We start from the raw sequence: 15,793 nt of genomic DNA, 5'->3' as shown, positions 1-15,793 counted from the left end.
ATGCCCTCGCCGAACAGCAGCAGTAGCAGCCCCACCGCCCGCATCGCCACGCAGGAGTTCGGCCGCATGCCCGACGGGCGCGCGGTGACCGAATTCACGCTCGACAACGGCCGAGGCCTCGGCCTCAGCGCCATCAATCTCGGCGGCATCGTCACCGCATTGCACGTGCCCGACCGCCACGGCCAAAGCGGCAACGTCGTGCTCGGCCTGCCCTCGCTCGAGGAGTACCTGAAGCCGCATCCGCACTTGGGCACCATCGTCGGCCGCTATGCCAATCGCATCGCGGGCGGGCGCTTCACGCTCGACGGCGTCGCGCATCGACTCCCGCTCAACAACGGCGCCAACTCGCTGCATGGCGGGCACCAGGGCTTCGGCACGCGCTTCTGGCAGATCGAAGCGGTGCCGGCGCGCGGAGATGGCGATGAGGTCGCCATCGAACTGCGCTACACCAGCGCCGACGGCGAAGAGGGCTATCCTGGCGAGGTGCAGGTGACCGTGCGCTACGCGCTCAGCACGAAGGAGAACGCCTGGCGCATCGACTACCGTGCCGTGGCCGACCGGCCCACGGTGTTGAACCTGAGCCACCATGATTACTTCAACCTGGCGGGCGGTGGCGCGGTGCTCGATCATCGCCTGTCCATTCCCGCAAGCCGCTTCTGCCCGGTGGATTCGGGCCTGATTCCGCAGGGCCTGGCGCCGGTGGCCGGAACCCCGTTCGACTTTCGCGTGGCCACGCAGATCGGCGAGCGCATCGACGATCCGCACGAGCAACTGCGTGTCGCTGGCGGCTACGACCACAACTGGGTGCTCGACCGCGAGCCGACGGGCATGGCGCTGGCGGCACGCCTCGAACACGAGCCCTCCGGGCGAGTGATGGAAGTGCATACGACCGAACCCGCGGTGCAGTTCTATTCGGGCAACTTTCTCGACGGCAGCCTTCGCGGCCGCGACGGCGAGAGCTTCAAGCGGGGCGCCGGGCTGTGCCTGGAAACGCAGCACTACCCCGACTCGCCGAATCAGCCGGACTTTCCTTCGACGGTGCTCCGGCCCGGAGAAGTGTTCAACAGCGCCACGGTTCACCGCTTCGGCATTTCGGCCTAGGCCTTGGCTGCGGCGACGCCGAACTCGGCAGCGGGCAGGCCGGGGCTTGCGATGCGCACCGAAAACAGTGCACCGGCCAGCGGCTCTGCCTTCAGTTGTTCGTCCGAGAGCCCGCTGCGCGCGGTGGTGATGTAGAGCGTGCAAAGGTCGTTGCCGCCAAAGGCGCAATCCGTGACGTTGCTCGCGGGCAGTTCGATGCGGCACAGCTCGGCGGCACTCACCGGGTCGTGGCAGCTCACGCAATGGCCGCCCCAGCGCGCGATCCACAGCCGCCCGGCCGCGTCGGTCGTCATGCCGTCGGGCAGGCCGTCGCCATCCGCAAAGCGAAGCCACACCCGCTTGTTGCCCACCGTGCCGGCTGCGCTGTCGAAGTCGTAGGCGTACACGCAGCCTTCCACGGTGGCGTTGAAATACATGGTGCGTTCGTCGAGCGACCAGGTCGGCCCGTTGGTCACGGCAAAACCGTCGTCGTGGCGCGTGCAGCGGCCGTCGGCGTCGAAGCGATAGAGCGCGCCCGTCGGTGCCACGCAATCGAAGTCCATGGTGCCGCCCCAGAAGCGGCCCTGCCGGTCGCACTTGCCGTCGTTGAAGCGGTTGCCGGGGCGGTCGGGCTCCGGCTGGTGCAGGTAGCGCGGCGGCGCATCCACGGCCGGGTCGAAGAAGGCGAAGCCGCGGCGCAGCGTCACGATCAGCCCCGGCGCATCGGCGCGCTCGGCGAGTGCGGTGATCTCCTCGTCGAACTGCCAGCTCTGCCGCGCGCCGCCTGCCGGGTCATGGCGGTACAGGCGGCAGCCGAGGATGTCGATCCAGTAGAGCGCCTGTTCGCGCTGCGACCACAGCGTGCCCTCGCCCAGCGTGGCACCGGCAGGCCACAGGCACTCGGGTTGGCCGAGGACTGTGGGTGCACCCAGGGGTGCCAGAGGAGATGCGGAGCTGCCGTTCTGGGTCATTGTTTTGCGCCTTCGTTGTCTCGGTCCTTGACGCGGCGGATCGTATCAAGGCATATTGATAATAGAAACCACAATATATGGCATCAAGTGATATTGATTTTGCAATGTCACGGCCAGCTCTCTGGAGACGCATCTTGAAGGATTTCCCGCAGCTTTCGATTCATCCCAGCCTGAAGGGACGCACCGTGTTCGTCACCGGCGGCGGCAGCGGCATTGGCGCGGCCATTGTGGCGGCGTTTGCCGCGCAGGGCGCGCGCGTGGCGTTCGTCGACATTGCCGAAAGCGCCAGCGCCGCGCTCGCAGAGCAGATCGCCGAGAAAGGCCATGCGGCGCCGTGGTGGCGCACCTGCGACGTGCGCGACATCGGCGCGCTGCAGAAGGCCATTGGCGACGCGGCCGGCGAGCTGGGCGACTTCGCCGTGCTGGTCAACAACGTGGCGAGCGACGACCGCCACACGCTCGAATCGGTCACGCCCGACTACTACGACAACCGCATGGCCATCAACGAGCGGCCCGCGCTGTTCGCCATCCAGTCGGTGGTGCCGGGCATGCGGCGGCTGGGCTTCGGCTCGGTGGTCAACCTGGGTTCGACGGGCTGGCAGACCAAGGGCTCGGGCTACCCTTGCTATGCCATTGCCAAGTCGTCGGTCAACGGCCTCACGCGCGGCCTCGCCGTGGAACTGGGCAAGGACCGCATCCGCATCAACACCGTGTCGCCGGGCTGGGTGATGACCGACCGGCAGGTGAAGCTCTGGCTCGACGACGAGGGCGAGCAGGCGCTCAAGCGCAACCAGTGCCTGCCCGACAAGCTCCTGCCCGAAGACATCGCGCGCATGGTGCTGTTCCTGGCGTCGGACGACGCCAGGATGTGTACCGCGCAGGAGTTCACCGTCGACGCGGGCTGGACCTGATCAGTCCATCTCGAGTTTGCGGCCGTAGACGCTGAGGCTGGCGGTCTTCAGCGCCTTCATCATCACCTTCGCGGCCGGCGAAAGCAGGCGGTCGGTGCGGGTGATGATGCCGAAGGCGTCCATGTGGCAGGGCATGTCCAGCGGCAGCAGCGACACGATGCCGTGCGCGGCGTAGTAGCGCGCCACGTCGGAGGCGAGCACGGCGACCATGTCGCTCTGCTGCAGCATGCGCGTGATGAAGAGCAGGGCCGAGCTTTCGATGATGTTGTTCGGCGGCACCAGGCCCTCTTCCTGGAACATCAGCTCGAAGCGATGGCGCAGCACGCTGCCCGCGGGCGGCACGATCCAGCCGGCGCCCACCACGTCGCGCAGCGTGAGGCCGCTCACGCCCAGGAGCGGGTGGCCGGGTCGCACCAGCGCGCACACGGGCTCCTCGGCCAGCGCTTCGTAGCGAAGCTGCGACTTGTCGTGCTCGGCGAAGAGCCGCGCCACCAGGATGTCGAGCTTGCCCTGTTCGAGCCGCTCGATCAGCACCGCACTGGTCTCGATCTCCAGCGACACGCGCAGGTCGGGCTGCTCGCGCTTCACCATCGCCACCGCGGGCGGCATCAGCGTGAGGCCGGGCGCGGTGATGGCGCCCACGCCCACCTGGCCGAAGCGGCCGGCCTTGAGCGCGGTGAGTTCGTCGTGCGCCTGGTTCAGGCTCGCCAGCGCCACGCGGGCGTGGCGAATCATGGTTTCGCCATACCAGGTCGGGCGCATGCCGCGCGGGAGCCGGTCGAACAGCGGCACCTCCAGCACGTCTTCCAGGTCTTTCAGCAGCTTGGAGGCGGCGGGCTGGGTCATGTTGAGCACCTGCGCGGCGCGGTGGATGTTGCCTTCCTCCGCCAGCGCCACCAGCAAAAGTAGTTGCCGCGTCTTGAGGCGGGCGCGGATGAACCAGTGGTTGTAGTTGGTCATGTCGTTGTTAAAGCTTTGGGCTGAGAGGGTTTTCCAGAATCCAGCGATTGATATGCATTTTGTCGAAAAAATGATTGGATCGATATCAATTCTGTTCCTAGACTTCGCCCCACTTCCAAAAACCAGAGACAAGGTCGGCGCAGTTGTGATTCACGGCGAGATCCATCAGAACGTGCGGCAATACATCAACGGCCGCTGGGAAACCAGCGCGACCACCGGTGTCAGCGCCAATCCTTCGGACACCAGCGAAGTGGTGGCCGAATACGCACGTGCCGATCGCCGCCAGGTGGAATCCGCGATCCGCGCCGCCGCCGACGCCTTTGCGCACTGGAGCCACAGCACGCCGCAGCGCCGGGCCGACGTGCTCGACCGCATCGGCACCGAGCTCCTGGCGCGCAGGGACGAGCTGGGCCTGCTGCTGGCGCGCGAAGTCGGCAAGACGCTGCCCGAAGCCGTGGCCGAAGCCACGCGCGCCGGGCAGGTGTTCAAGTTCTTTGCGGGCGAGGCGCTGCGCGGCGGGGGTGAGAACATGGCCTCGCTTCGCGCGGGCGTGCAGGTCGACGTCACGCGCGAGCCGGTGGGTGTTGCCGGACTCATCACGCCGTGGAACTCGCCGCTGGCCGTGCCGGCGACCAAGATCGCACCCGCATTGGCCCATGGCAACAGCGTGGTGTTCAAGCCGGCCGAACTGGTACCGGCCTGCGGCTGGACGCTGGCCGAGATCATCAGCCGTGCCGCGCTGCCCGCGGGCGTGTTCAACCTCGTGATGGGCAGCGGCCGCGAGGCCGGCCAGGCGCTGGTCGACAGCCCGTTGGTCGATGCGGTGAGCTTCACCGGGTCGGCCCGCAATGGGGAACGCATTCTCCAGGCGGCCGCCGCGCGGCGCGCCAAGGTGCAGCTCGAAATGGGCGGCAAGAACGCGCTCGTGGTGCTGGCCGACGCCGACATCGATCACGCGGTCGACTGCGCGGTGCAGGGCGCCTACTTTTCCAACGGCCAGCGCTGCACGGCATCGAGCCGCCTCATCGTCGAGGCCGCCGTGCACGACGTGTTCGTCGCGCGGCTTCGCGAGCGCCTCAAGGCGCTGAAGATCGGCCATGCGCTGGAGCGCGGGGTCGACATCGGTCCCCTGGTGGACGAAGAGCGGCTGGCGCGCAGCCTGGCCTGGGTCGGCATTGCACGCGAAGAAGGCGCCGAGCACGTGTGGGGCGGCGAGCCGCTCAAGCGCGCCACCGCCGGCCACTACATGAGCCCGGCGCTCTTCCTGGCCAGGCCGGAGCACCGCATCGCGCGCGAGGAAATCTTCGGCCCGCTGGCCTGCGTGCTGCGCGTCGCCGACTACGACGAGGCGCTGGCGCTGTGCAACGACACGCCCTCGGGCCTGAGCGCCGGCATCTGCACCAACTCGCTCAAGCACGCGATGCATTTCAGGCGCCATGCCGAGGTCGGCATGACGATGGTCAATCTGCCGACCGCGGGCGTGGACTTCCACGTGCCCTTTGGCGGCCGCAAGGGGTCGGGCTACGGGCCGCGCGAACAAGGGCGCCACGCCGCGGAGTTCTACACGACGGTCAAGACCGGCTACATGCTGGCCTGACCACCACGGACGGTTTTCATCAAGCAAACAGAGAAAGAAGGAGACATTCCCATGAAACTCAATCGCCGCACCCTCAACATCGCACTCGCCGCTGCCTCGCTGGGCAGTCTCTTGCCGGCCACCGCGCTGGCGCAGAAGAAGATCGTGCTGGGCTTCAGCCAGGTCGGCGCCGAGAGCGAATGGCGCACCGCCAATACCGAGTCGATCAAGGCATCGGCCAAGGAAGCGGGCATCGAGCTCAAGTTCTCCGACGCGCAGCAGAAACAAGAGAACCAGATCAAGGCCATCCGCTCGTTCATTGCGCAGAAGGTCGACGTGATCGCGTTCTCGCCGGTGGTCGAATCGGGCTGGGAAACCGTGCTGCGCGAAGCGAAGGCCGCCAAGATTCCGGTGGTGCTGACCGACCGCTCCGTGAACACCAAGGACGATTCGCTCTACGTGACCTTCATGGGCTCCGACTTTGTCGAGGAAGGCCGCAAGGCGGGCCGCTGGCTCGTCGAGAAGATGAAGGACCAGAAGGGCGAAGTGAACATCGTCGAGCTGCAGGGCACCGTGGGCTCGGCGCCGGCCATCGACCGCAAGAAGGGTTTCGAGGAAATCATCAAGGCCGATCCCAAGTTCAAGATCGTGCGCTCGCAGACCGGCGACTTCACGCGCGCCAAGGGCAAGGAGGTGATGGAAGCCTTCCTGAAGGCCGAGGGCAAGAAGATCAACGTGCTGTACGCGCACAACGACGACATGGCCATCGGCGCCATCCAGGCCATCGAAGAGGCGGGTCTCAAGCCCGCGAAGGACATCACCATCATCTCGATCGACGCCGTGAAAGGCGCCTTCGAAGCCATGATCGCCGGCAAGCTCAACGTGTCGGTGGAATGCAGCCCGCTGCTCGGGCCCCAGCTGATGAGCGCCGTGAAAGACATCAAGGCCGGCAAGGCGCTGCCCAAGCGCATCGTGACCGAAGAGACGATCTTCCCGATGGAAGTCGCCGCCAAGGAATTCCCGAATCGAAAGTATTGAGCTCTCTCCATTGAAACAACGGATCGCACCATGAAACGCAACTTCCTCAAGGCCTCGCTCGCAGGCATCGCGCTGGCCATCGCCGGTATCGCACCACTCGCGCATGCGCAGGACAAGGGCCCGATCGCCATCTCCATGCCCACGAAGTCGTCGGCGCGCTGGATCGCCGACGGCGCCAACATGGTCAAGTACTTCAAGGAAAAGGGTTACAAGACCGACCTGCAGTACGCCGACGACGACATTCCGAACCAGCTCGCGCAAATCGAGAACATGGTCACCAAGGGCTCGAAGGTGCTGGTCATTGCGGCCATCGACGGCTCCACGCTGTCCGACGTGTTGCAGAAAGCCGCCGACAAGGGCGTGAAGGTCATCGCGTACGACCGGCTCATCAAAGGCTCGAAGAACGTCGACTACTACGCCACCTTCGACAACTTCCAGGTCGGGGTGCTGCAGGCGCAGTCGATCGAGGCGGCCCTGGGCCTCAAGAGCGGCAAGGGTCCGTTCAACATCGAGCTGTTCGGCGGCTCGCCGGACGACAACAACGCCTTCTTCTTCTACAACGGCGCCATGTCGGTGCTGGACCCGTACATCAAGAGCGGCAAGCTGGTGGTGCGCAGCAAGCAGATGGGCATGGAAAAGGTCGGTACGCTGCGCTGGGACGGCGCGGTGGCGCAGGCCCGCATGGACAACCTGCTGTCGGCCTACTACACCAAGGACCGGGTCGATGCAGTGCTGTCGCCGTACGACGGCCTGTCGATCGGCATCCTGTCGTCGCTCAAGGGCGTGGGCTACGGCTCGGCTTCGCAGCCGATGCCGGTGGTGTCGGGCCAGGACGCGGAGATCCCGTCGGTCAAGTCGATCCTGCGAAAGGAACAGACCTCGACCGTGTTCAAGGACACGCGTGAACTGGCCAAGGTCACGGTGGCCATGGTCGATGCCATGCTGTCGGGCAAGACACCCGAGGTGAACGACACCAAGACCTACAACAACGGCATCAAGGTGGTGCCCTCGTACCTGCTCAAGCCCGTGAGCGTGGACGGCGGCAACTGGAAGCAGGTGCTGGTCGACAGCGGCTACTACAAGGAAAGCCAGGTCAAGTGAGCATCGGCATGGCGGCAGCGGACACGCGCAGCATCCTCGAGATGCGCGGCATCACCAAGACGTTTCCCGGCGTGAAGGCGCTCTGCGACGTCAACCTGGCGGTGCGCGCGGGCGAGATCCACGCGGTGGTCGGCGAGAACGGCGCGGGCAAGTCGACGCTCATGAAGGTGCTGAGCGGCGTCTACCCGTGCGACTCGTACACCGGCGAGATCCACTTCGAGGGCGAGTTGCGCCGCTTCAAGGGCATTGCCGACAGCGAGAAGCTCGGCATCATCATCATCCACCAGGAGCTGGCGCTGGTGCCGCTGCTGTCCATTGCCGAGAACATCTTTCTCGGCAACGAGATTGCGCATGGCGGCGTGATCGACTGGTTCGCCGCCTATGCGAAGACTCGCGAGCTGCTGACCAAGGTGGGCCTCAAGGAGCCGCCCACCACGCTCGTGACCGACCTGGGCGTGGGCAAGCAGCAGCTGGTGGAGATTGCCAAGGCGTTGGCAAAGGAAGTCAAGCTGCTGATCCTGGACGAGCCCACCGCCAGCCTCAACGAGAACGACAGCGATGCATTGCTGATGCTGCTGCTCGAACTGAAGCGGCAGGGCATCGCGTCAATCTTGATCTCGCACAAGCTCAACGAAATTGCCAAGGTGGCCGACTCGATCACCGTGCTGCGCGACGGCGCCACGGTGGAGACGATGGACTGCCGCGGCCAGCCGATCAGCGAAGACCGCATCATCCGCGGCATGGTCGGCCGCGACATGGCGCACCGCTATCCGCAGCGCCATCCGAAGATCGGCGAGACGGTGTTCGAGGTGCGCGACTGGCGCGTGCACCATGCGCTGCATGCCGACCGCGAGCAGATCAAGGGCGTGAACCTGCATGTGCGGCGTGGCGAGATCGTCGGCATCGCAGGCCTCATGGGCGCGGGGCGCACCGAACTCGCGATGAGCGTGTTCGGCAAGTCCTACGGCCAGCGCATCAGCGGCACGGTGCTGATGCACGGCCAGCCGGTGGACGTGGGCACGGTGCGCAAGGCCATCGACCATGGCATTGCCTATGTCACCGAAGACCGCAAGGGCCTCGGGCTCGTGCTCGAGGAAGACATTCGCAAGAACGTGAGCTTGGCCAACCTGGAGGCGGTTTCCAACGCCATGGTGATCGACGACGCGCGCGAATTCAAGGTCGCGGTCGACTACCGCAAGGCACTCAACATCCGCTCTTCGGGCGTGGAACAGCTGGTGGTCAACCTGTCGGGCGGCAACCAGCAGAAGGTGGTGCTCAGCAAATGGCTCTTCACCAAGCCCGAACTATTGATTCTTGACGAACCCACGCGCGGCATCGACGTGGGCGCCAAGTACGAGATCTACACCATCATCGACCAGCTCGCGAGCGAGGGCAAAGGCATTCTCATGATTTCTTCCGAACTGCCGGAACTGCTCGGCATGTGCGACCGCATCTACGTGATGAACGAGGGCCGCTTCGTGGCCGAATTTCCGGCGGCCGAGGCTTCGCAAGAGCGCATCATGCACGCCATCGTGAGCGCGGGGAGTTCCGTCCATGTCGCAGCCTGACGTCAACGCGGCGGTGAACGCCGCCGTCCCCGTCGCGGAGGCCGGCCCGAAGCTGCACGCCGGCTTCCTGAAGAACAACCTGCGCGAATACGGCATGCTGATCTCGCTGGTCGCGATCATGGTGCTGTTCCAGGTGCTGACCGACGGCACGCTGCTGCGTCCGCTGAACCTCACCAACCTGCTGCTGCAGAACAGCTACGTCGTCATCATGGCGCTCGGCATGCTGCTGGTGATCGTGGCGGGCCACATCGACCTGTCGGTCGGTTCGGTCTGCGGCTTCATCGGGGCGTTGGCGGCCGTGCTGATGGTCGAGTACGAATGGCATTTCGTGCCCACGGCCATCATCAGCATTGCGGCGGGCGCGGTCATCGGCGCGGCGCAGGGCTGGTTCGTGGCGTTCCGCAAGATTCCGTCGTTCATCGTCACGCTTGCAGGCATGCTGGTGTTCAAGGGGCTCACGCTGGCGCTGTTGGCGGGACAGTCGGTGGGGCCGTTTCCGGTCGAGTTCCAGCGGCTGAGTTCGGGCTTCATTCCCGATCCGATGGGTGGCCTTGATGCCGGTGGGCTGCGCATCACCTCGCTGGTGGTGGGCGCACTGGCAGCGGCGGCGCTGGTGTTCTTCAAGCTGCGCGGCCGGGCCAAGCTCGCGGCGCACGGCATGGAAACCGAGCCCTATGCGTTCTTCCTGGTAAAGAACCTGTTCTTCGCGGGCATCATCCTCTTCTTCAGCTATCTGCTCTCGACCTACAAGGGCCTGCCCAATGTGCTGATCGTGATGGCGGTGCTGATCGTGGTGTACGACTTCGTCACCAACCGAACCACCATCGGCCGGCGCATCTATGCGCTGGGCGGCAACGAGAAGGCGGCACGGCTGTCGGGCGTGAAGACGCAGCGGCTCGCGTTCCTGACCTTCGTGAACATGGGCGCGCTGGCTGCGCTCGCGGGCCTGGTGTTCGCGGCACGGCTCAACACGGCCACGCCCAAGGCCGGCCTGGGCTTCGAGCTCGACGTGATCGCGGCCTGCTTCATCGGCGGCGCCTCGGCCTCGGGCGGCGTGGGCCGGGTGATGGGCGCGGTGATCGGCGCCTTCATCATGGGCGTGATGAACAACGGCATGTCGATCCTCGGCATCGGCATCGACTACCAGCAGGTCATCAAGGGCCTGGTGCTGCTGGCCGCGGTGTTCATCGACGTCTACAACAAGAACAAGTAGTCGCATGAGCCAGAGCAGCATCAGCCCCGTGCTCGAACTGCGGGGCATCCACAAGCAGTTCGGCGGCATTCCGGTGCTGCGCGACGTGCAGCTGCGGCTCTATCCGGGCGAGATTCACGCGCTCATGGGGCAGAACGGCGCGGGCAAGTCGACGCTGATCAAGGTGCTCACGGGCGTGCTCCCTTCGAGTGGCGGCGAGATCAACCTCGACGGCAAAGCCATTCATCCCGCGTCGCCGCTCGAGGCGCAGAAGCTGGGCATCAGCACGGTGTACCAGGAGGTCAACCTGTGCCCGAACCTCTCGGTGGCCGAGAACGTGTTTGCGGGTCGCTATCCGCGTTGCGGCGCGGCGCAGGGTTTCCGCATCGACTGGGCGGCCGTCAACCGTCGTGCCGAGGAGCTGCTGGCGCGCATCGGGCTCGACATCGACGTGACCCGACTGCTGTCGAGCTACTCGGTCGCGGTGCAGCAGATGGTGGCGATAGCGCGCGCGCTCGGCGTATCGTCAAAGGTGCTGATCCTGGACGAGCCGACCTCGAGCCTCGACGATGACGAGGTGGAGAAGCTGTTCGAGGTGCTGCGGCGCCTGCGCGGCGAAGGGCTCGCCATCGTCTTCGTGACGCACTTTCTCAACCAGATGTATGCGGTGTCCGACCGCATCACGGTGCTGCGCAACGGCAACTGGGTGGGCGAGTGGCGTGCGGCGGATCTTGGCCCGCAGGCATTGATTGCCGCAATGCTCGGACGGGAACTCGCGGCCCAGTCGGCGCGGCCGGCTGCGCTTCCCTCACTCGACGAAACGGCGCCGGCGTTGCTGCAGGCCGAGGCCCTGGGCCAGGCAGGGCAGCTGCAGGCGACCGACTTGCGCGTGCGCGCCGGCGAGGTCGTCGGCATTGCCGGCCTGCTCGGCGCTGGGCGCACCGAGCTTGCGCGTTTGCTGTTCGGGCTCGAAACACCCGACCGGGGCGTGCTGAGGATCGACGGCCGAACCGTCAACTTCTCGAACCCCGCCGACGCCATTCGCGAAGGGCTGGCGCTGTGCCCCGAAGAGCGCAAGACCGACGGCATCGTGGCCGAGCTGTCGGTGCGCGAGAACATTGCGCTCGCGCTGCAGGCGCGGCTCGGCACACGGCGCTTTCTGTCGCACGCCGAGCAGACCGCGATGGCCGAGCGGTTTGTCTCGTCGCTGGGCATCAAGACCGCGAGCGTGGAAACTCCCATCGGCCTGCTGTCGGGCGGCAACCAGCAGAAAGCCATGATCGCGCGCTGGCTCGCGACCGAGCCGCGCCTGTTGATCCTGGACGAGCCGACGCGCGGCATCGACGTGGCGGCCAAGCAGGAAATCATGGAAGAGATATTGCGGCTCGCACGCGCGGGCATGGCGGTGATCTTCATCTCTTCCGAAATCAGCGAGGTGGTGCGCGTGGCGCATCGCATCGTGGTGCTGCGCGATCGCAAGAAGGTTGGAGAGCTGCCGGGCGGTTCGACCGAAGACGAGGTCTACGAAATGATTGCAGCAGCATGAAACGCCTCTCGTCCCTCATGGGCCATCGCCTCGCGTGGCCGATAGTCACGCTGGTACTGCTGCTCGCGGTCAACACCGCATTCAACGCCAGCTTTCTGCACCTCGAATGGCGCGACGGCCATCTCTACGGCAGCCTGGTCGACATCCTCAACCGCGCGGCGCCTTTGGTGCTGGTATCGCTCGGCATGACACTGGTCATTGCCACGCGCGGCATCGACATTTCGGTGGGCGCGGTGGTGGCCATTGCCGCGGCACTGGCGGCCTGGATGATCGGCGGCTCCGTGGCGAGCGACGTGAGCCGCTTTCCGATGTGGCTGGCCATTGCGGCGGCACTCGGCATTGCGCTGCTGTGCGGCCTATGGAACGGAATGCTGGTCGCCAAGGTCGGCATGCAGCCGATCATCGCAACGCTGATCCTCATGGTGGCGGGCCGCGGCATCGCACAGCTCATCGCCGACGGGCAGATCATCACGATCTACTACAAGCCTTTCTTCTTCCTCGGCAGCGGCTATCTGCTGGGGCTGCCGTTCTCGCTGTTCATCGTGGCGGCGGTCTTCGTGCTGCTCTATCTCGCCATCACGCGCACTGCGCTGGGCCTGTTCATCCAGGCGGTGGGCATCAACCCGACGGCCGCGCGCGTGGCGGGCGTGCAGGCACGCCGGCTCATTGTCGGCGCCTATGCGTTCTGCGGCGTCTGCGCCGGCATCGCGGGTCTTCTGATCAGCTCCAACGTGAAGAGCGCGGACGGCAACAACGCGGGACAGCTGCTGGAGCTCGACGCGATCCTGGCGGTGACGCTGGGCGGTACCGCGCTCACGGGCGGGCGTTTCAGCCTCATGGGCAGCGTGATCGGCGCGCTGATCATCCAGACGCTGACCTACGCCATCTACTCGCTGGGCGTGCCGCCGGAGATCAATCTCGTCGTGAAGGCCGTGGTGGTGTTCGCGGTGATGCTGTTGCAGTCGCCGGAGTTCAGGGCGGAGATCCGGGCGCTGGTGCAGCGGCCGGTGCATGAGGGGGCCAGGTCATGAGCGCGGTGATCGAAGCGGCACCCTCACCCCAGCCCTCTCCCGCACGCGGGAGAGGGGGCAAGGCAGGGTTCAATCCCAAGTACCTGCCGTTGACGGCGACCATCTCGCTGTTCGTGCTGATGGCGACGCTGGGCTCGGTGTTCTACGACGGTTTCTTTTCGGCGCAGGTGTTCCTCAACCTGCTGATCGACAACGCCTTCCTGATCGTCGTCGCCGTGGGCATGACCTTCGTGATTCTTTCGGGCGGCATCGACCTCTCGGTGGGCTCGGTGATCGCGCTCACCACGATGGTGTCGGCTTCGCTGGTCGAAAAGCACGGCTGGAGCCCCGCGGTGGTGATTCCGCTGGTGCTGGCCATGGGCACGGCCTTCGGCGGGTTCATGGGGCTGCTCATCGAACGGTTCAGGCTGCAGCCCTTCATCGTCACGCTGGCGGGCATGTTCCTGGCGCGCGGGCTTTGCTATCTGATCAGCATCGATTCGATCAGCATCACCAACGCGTTCTATTCCGAGGTTTCGCAGATCCGCATTCCGGTGTGGGGCGAGGCTTCGCTGTCGATCAGTGCGGTGATCGCCATCGCTGTGCTGCTGGCGGCGGTGTTCGTTGCGCATTGCACGCCCTTCGGCCGCACGGTGTACGCCATTGGCGGCAGCGAGCATTCGGCCATGCTGATGGGCCTGCCGGTGCGTTCCACGCTCGTGGGCGTCTACACGCTGTCGGGTTTCTGCTCGGCGCTGGCGGGCGTGATCTTCACCTTCTACATGCTGTCGGGCTACGGCCTGCACGCGCTCGGGCTGGAGCTCGATGCCATCGCGGCGGTGGTGATCGGCGGCACGCTGCTCACGGGCGGCGTGGGCTACGTGGCGGGCACGCTGTTCGGCGTGCTGATGCTCGGGATCATCCAGACGCTGATTTCCTTCGACGGCACGCTGAGCTCGTGGTGGACACGCATCGTCGTGGGCGCGCTGCTCTTCGTGTTCTGCCTGCTGCAGCGCTTCTTCACTTCGCGCGCGCCACGGCGCTGAAACTTTCTTTTTCTCTCTCGCTTTTCAGGAACCCCCGCATGCCGGACGATACCCCCAAGAAGAAGCTTCGCTCGACCGAATGGTTCGGCTCGGCCGACAAGAACGGCTTCATGTACCGCAGCTGGATGAAGAACCAGGGCATACCGGACCATGAGTTCGACGGCCGGCCGATCATCGGCATCTGCAACACCTGGTCGGAGCTCACGCCCTGCAATGCGCACTTCCGCAAGATCGCCGAGCATGTGAAGCGCGGCATCTCGGAAGCGGGCGGCTTCCCGGTCGAGTTTCCGGTGTTCTCCAACGGCGAATCGAACCTGCGGCCCACGGCCATGCTCACGCGCAACCTGGCGAGCATGGACGTGGAAGAAGCCATCCGCGGCAACCCGGTCGATGCGGTGGTGTTGCTCACGGGCTGCGACAAGACCACGCCCGCGCTGCTGATGGGGGCCGCGAGCTGCGACATACCGGCCATCGTGGTGACGGGCGGACCCATGTTGAACGGCAAGCTCGAGGGCAAGAACATCGGCTCGGGCACGGCCGTGTGGCAACTGCACGAATCGCTCAAGGCCGGCGAGATCAACCTGCATCAGTTCCTCTCGGCCGAAGGCGGCATGTCGCGCTCGGCGGGCACCTGCAACACCATGGGCACCGCTTCGACCATGGCCTGCATGGCCGAGGCGCTGGGGACTTCGCTGCCGCACAACGCGGCGATTCCGGCGGTCGACGCGCGGCGCTACGTGCTCGCCCAGATGTCGGGCATGCGCGCAGTGGAGATGGCGAAAGAAGGGCTCACGCTGTCCAAGATTCTCACGCGCGAGGCTTTTGAGAACGCCATTCGCGTCAATGCGGCCATCGGCGGATCGACCAATGCGGTGATCCATCTGAAGGCGATTGCGGGTCGCATCGGCGTCGATCTCGAGCTGGAAGACTGGACGCGCATCGGCAGCGACACGCCCACCATTGTCGATCTGCAGCCTTCAGGCCGATTCCTGATGGAGGAGTTCTACTACGCGGGCGGCCTGCCCGCCGTGTTGCGCCGCCTGGGCGAAAGCGGCCTGCTGCCGCACCCAGGCGCGCTCACCGTCAACGGCCAGTCGCTCTGGGACAACGTGCGGGACGCGCCGAGCCTCAACGACGAGGTGATCCGTCCCCTGGACAACCCACTGATTGCCGATGGCGGCATCCGCATCCTGCGTGGCAATCTCTCGCCGCGCGGCGCGGTGCTCAAGCCCTCCGCGGCGTCGCCCGAGTTGCTGAAGCACCGGGGCCGCGCGGTGGTGTTCGAGAACCTCGAACACTACAAGGAGCGCATCGTCGACGAATCTCTCGATGTGGATGCGAGTTCGGTGATGGTGCTGAAGAACTGCGGCCCAAAGGGCTATCCAGGCATGGCCGAGGTGGGCAACATGGGGCTGCCGCCGAAGTTGCTGCGCCAGGGCGTGAAGGACATGGTGCGCATCTCGGACGCGCGCATGAGCGGTACGGCCTATGGCACCGTGGTGCTGCACGTCGCTCCTGAAGCCGCGGACGGCGGACCTTTGGCCGCGGTGCGCGACGGCGACTGGATCGAACTCGATTGCGATGCGGGCCGGCTGCACCTCGATATCAGCGACGACGAACTCGCATCCCGCCTGGCTTCGCTGTCGAGCGCCGATGCGCAGCCCATGAGCACGCGCGGCGGCGGCTACCAGAAGCTCTACGTCAACCACGTGCTGCAGGCCGACGAGGGCTGCGACTTTGACTTTCTGGTGGGCTGCAGAGGCTCCGCCGTTCCCCGCCATTCACACTGATCCA

Annotated in this window: 13 protein-coding genes; 11 read left to right on the top strand and 2 right to left on the bottom strand. The window is 65.7% G+C overall.

All coding sequences use genetic code 11. The features are described 5' to 3' along the window. Positions 1 to 1,101, top strand: coding sequence for an aldose epimerase family protein (locus ACAM55_RS19895; RefSeq protein ID WP_369653190.1), 1,101 nt, complete (start codon positions 1 to 3; stop codon positions 1,099 to 1,101). Here ACAM55_RS19895 and ACAM55_RS19890 read toward each other — a convergent pair. Next, positions 1,098 to 2,051: an SMP-30/gluconolactonase/LRE family protein gene (locus ACAM55_RS19890; RefSeq protein ID WP_369653189.1), complete on the bottom strand. Its 954-nt coding sequence runs from the start codon at positions 2,049 to 2,051 to the stop codon at positions 1,098 to 1,100. The genes ACAM55_RS19895 and ACAM55_RS19890 overlap by 4 nt on opposite strands. A gap of 134 nt (positions 2,052 to 2,185) precedes the next feature. On the opposite strand from ACAM55_RS19890, the gene ACAM55_RS19885 reads away from it, so the two are divergent. Next, complete coding sequence (locus tag ACAM55_RS19885) at positions 2,186 to 2,962, top strand: SDR family NAD(P)-dependent oxidoreductase (protein WP_369653188.1); 777 nt, start codon at positions 2,186 to 2,188, stop codon at positions 2,960 to 2,962. Here ACAM55_RS19885 and ACAM55_RS19880 read toward each other — a convergent pair whose 3' ends face one another. Continuing rightward, positions 2,963 to 3,922 (bottom strand): LysR family transcriptional regulator, encoded by a 960-nt coding sequence (locus tag ACAM55_RS19880; protein ID WP_369653187.1) that lies wholly within the window; start codon positions 3,920 to 3,922, stop codon positions 2,963 to 2,965. Between the two features lie 145 nt (positions 3,923 to 4,067). Between ACAM55_RS19880 and ACAM55_RS19875 the strand changes: the two genes are divergently transcribed. Genes ACAM55_RS19875 through ACAM55_RS19835 form a run of 9 tightly spaced genes read left to right on the top strand, consistent with a single transcriptional unit; the run spans position 4,068 to position 15,789 of the window. Further along, complete coding sequence (locus tag ACAM55_RS19875) at positions 4,068 to 5,519, top strand: aldehyde dehydrogenase family protein (protein ID WP_369653186.1); 1,452 nt, start codon at positions 4,068 to 4,070, stop codon at positions 5,517 to 5,519. Positions 5,520 to 5,570: 51 nt separating this feature from the next. Beyond that, a complete protein-coding gene (locus tag ACAM55_RS19870; RefSeq protein ID WP_369653185.1) occupies positions 5,571 to 6,536 on the top strand; it encodes an ABC transporter substrate-binding protein in 966 nt (321 codons plus the stop codon). Positions 6,537 to 6,566: 30 nt separating this feature from the next. Continuing rightward, complete coding sequence (chvE, locus tag ACAM55_RS19865; RefSeq protein ID WP_369653184.1) at positions 6,567 to 7,637, top strand: multiple monosaccharide ABC transporter substrate-binding protein; 1,071 nt, start codon at positions 6,567 to 6,569, stop codon at positions 7,635 to 7,637. 8 nt (positions 7,638 to 7,645) lie between these two features. Then, entirely contained in the window at positions 7,646 to 9,205 is a 1,560-nt protein-coding gene (gene mmsA, locus ACAM55_RS19860) for a multiple monosaccharide ABC transporter ATP-binding protein (protein WP_369656431.1), read from the top strand. Next, a complete protein-coding gene (gene mmsB / locus ACAM55_RS19855; protein ID WP_369653183.1) occupies positions 9,192 to 10,418 on the top strand; it encodes a multiple monosaccharide ABC transporter permease in 1,227 nt (408 codons plus the stop codon). Before mmsA ends, mmsB begins: the two co-directional genes overlap by 14 nt. Before the next feature lie 4 nt (positions 10,419 to 10,422). Further along, the gene (locus ACAM55_RS19850; RefSeq protein ID WP_369653182.1) at positions 10,423 to 11,943 is read left to right on the top strand and encodes a sugar ABC transporter ATP-binding protein; all 1,521 of its coding nucleotides are present in this window, start codon (positions 10,423 to 10,425) and stop codon (positions 11,941 to 11,943) included. Further along, on the top strand, positions 11,940 to 12,974 hold the full coding sequence (locus ACAM55_RS19845) for an ABC transporter permease (protein ID WP_369653181.1): 1,035 nt from the start codon (positions 11,940 to 11,942) through the stop codon (positions 12,972 to 12,974). The genes ACAM55_RS19850 and ACAM55_RS19845 overlap by 4 nt, the downstream gene beginning before the upstream one ends. After that, entirely contained in the window at positions 12,971 to 13,999 is a 1,029-nt protein-coding gene (gene yjfF, locus ACAM55_RS19840; protein ID WP_369653180.1) for a galactofuranose ABC transporter, permease protein YjfF, read from the top strand. Before ACAM55_RS19845 ends, yjfF begins: the two co-directional genes overlap by 4 nt. A gap of 38 nt (positions 14,000 to 14,037) precedes the next feature. Continuing rightward, positions 14,038 to 15,789 (top strand): IlvD/Edd family dehydratase, encoded by a 1,752-nt coding sequence (locus tag ACAM55_RS19835; protein ID WP_369653179.1) that lies wholly within the window; start codon positions 14,038 to 14,040, stop codon positions 15,787 to 15,789. The last annotated feature ends 4 nt before the right edge of the window (positions 15,790 to 15,793 follow it).

Source organism: Variovorax sp. V213, from assembly GCF_041154455.1.
Classification (GTDB): Bacteria; Pseudomonadota; Gammaproteobacteria; order Burkholderiales; family Burkholderiaceae_C; genus Variovorax.
The sequence above is the reverse complement of the archived record's forward strand: the minus strand, read 5'-3'. Positions and strand labels throughout refer to the sequence as shown.

Coding starts and splice junctions, on each gene's coding strand:
- ACAM55_RS19895 (WP_369653190.1), top strand. CDS start 1: ATGCCCTCGCCGAACAGCAGCAGTAGCAGCCCCACCGCCCGCATCGCC.
- ACAM55_RS19890 (WP_369653189.1), bottom strand. CDS start 2,051: ATGACCCAGAACGGCAGCTCCGCATCTCCTCTGGCACCCCTGGGTGCA.
- ACAM55_RS19880 (WP_369653187.1), bottom strand. CDS start 3,922: ATGACCAACTACAACCACTGGTTCATCCGCGCCCGCCTCAAGACGCGG.
- ACAM55_RS19870 (WP_369653185.1), top strand. CDS start 5,571: ATGAAACTCAATCGCCGCACCCTCAACATCGCACTCGCCGCTGCCTCG.
- chvE (WP_369653184.1), top strand. CDS start 6,567: ATGAAACGCAACTTCCTCAAGGCCTCGCTCGCAGGCATCGCGCTGGCC.
- mmsA (WP_369656431.1), top strand. CDS start 7,646: ATGGCGGCAGCGGACACGCGCAGCATCCTCGAGATGCGCGGCATCACC.
- mmsB (WP_369653183.1), top strand. CDS start 9,192: ATGTCGCAGCCTGACGTCAACGCGGCGGTGAACGCCGCCGTCCCCGTC.
- ACAM55_RS19850 (WP_369653182.1), top strand. CDS start 10,423: ATGAGCCAGAGCAGCATCAGCCCCGTGCTCGAACTGCGGGGCATCCAC.
- ACAM55_RS19845 (WP_369653181.1), top strand. CDS start 11,940: ATGAAACGCCTCTCGTCCCTCATGGGCCATCGCCTCGCGTGGCCGATA.
- yjfF (WP_369653180.1), top strand. CDS start 12,971: ATGAGCGCGGTGATCGAAGCGGCACCCTCACCCCAGCCCTCTCCCGCA.
- ACAM55_RS19835 (WP_369653179.1), top strand. CDS start 14,038: ATGCCGGACGATACCCCCAAGAAGAAGCTTCGCTCGACCGAATGGTTC.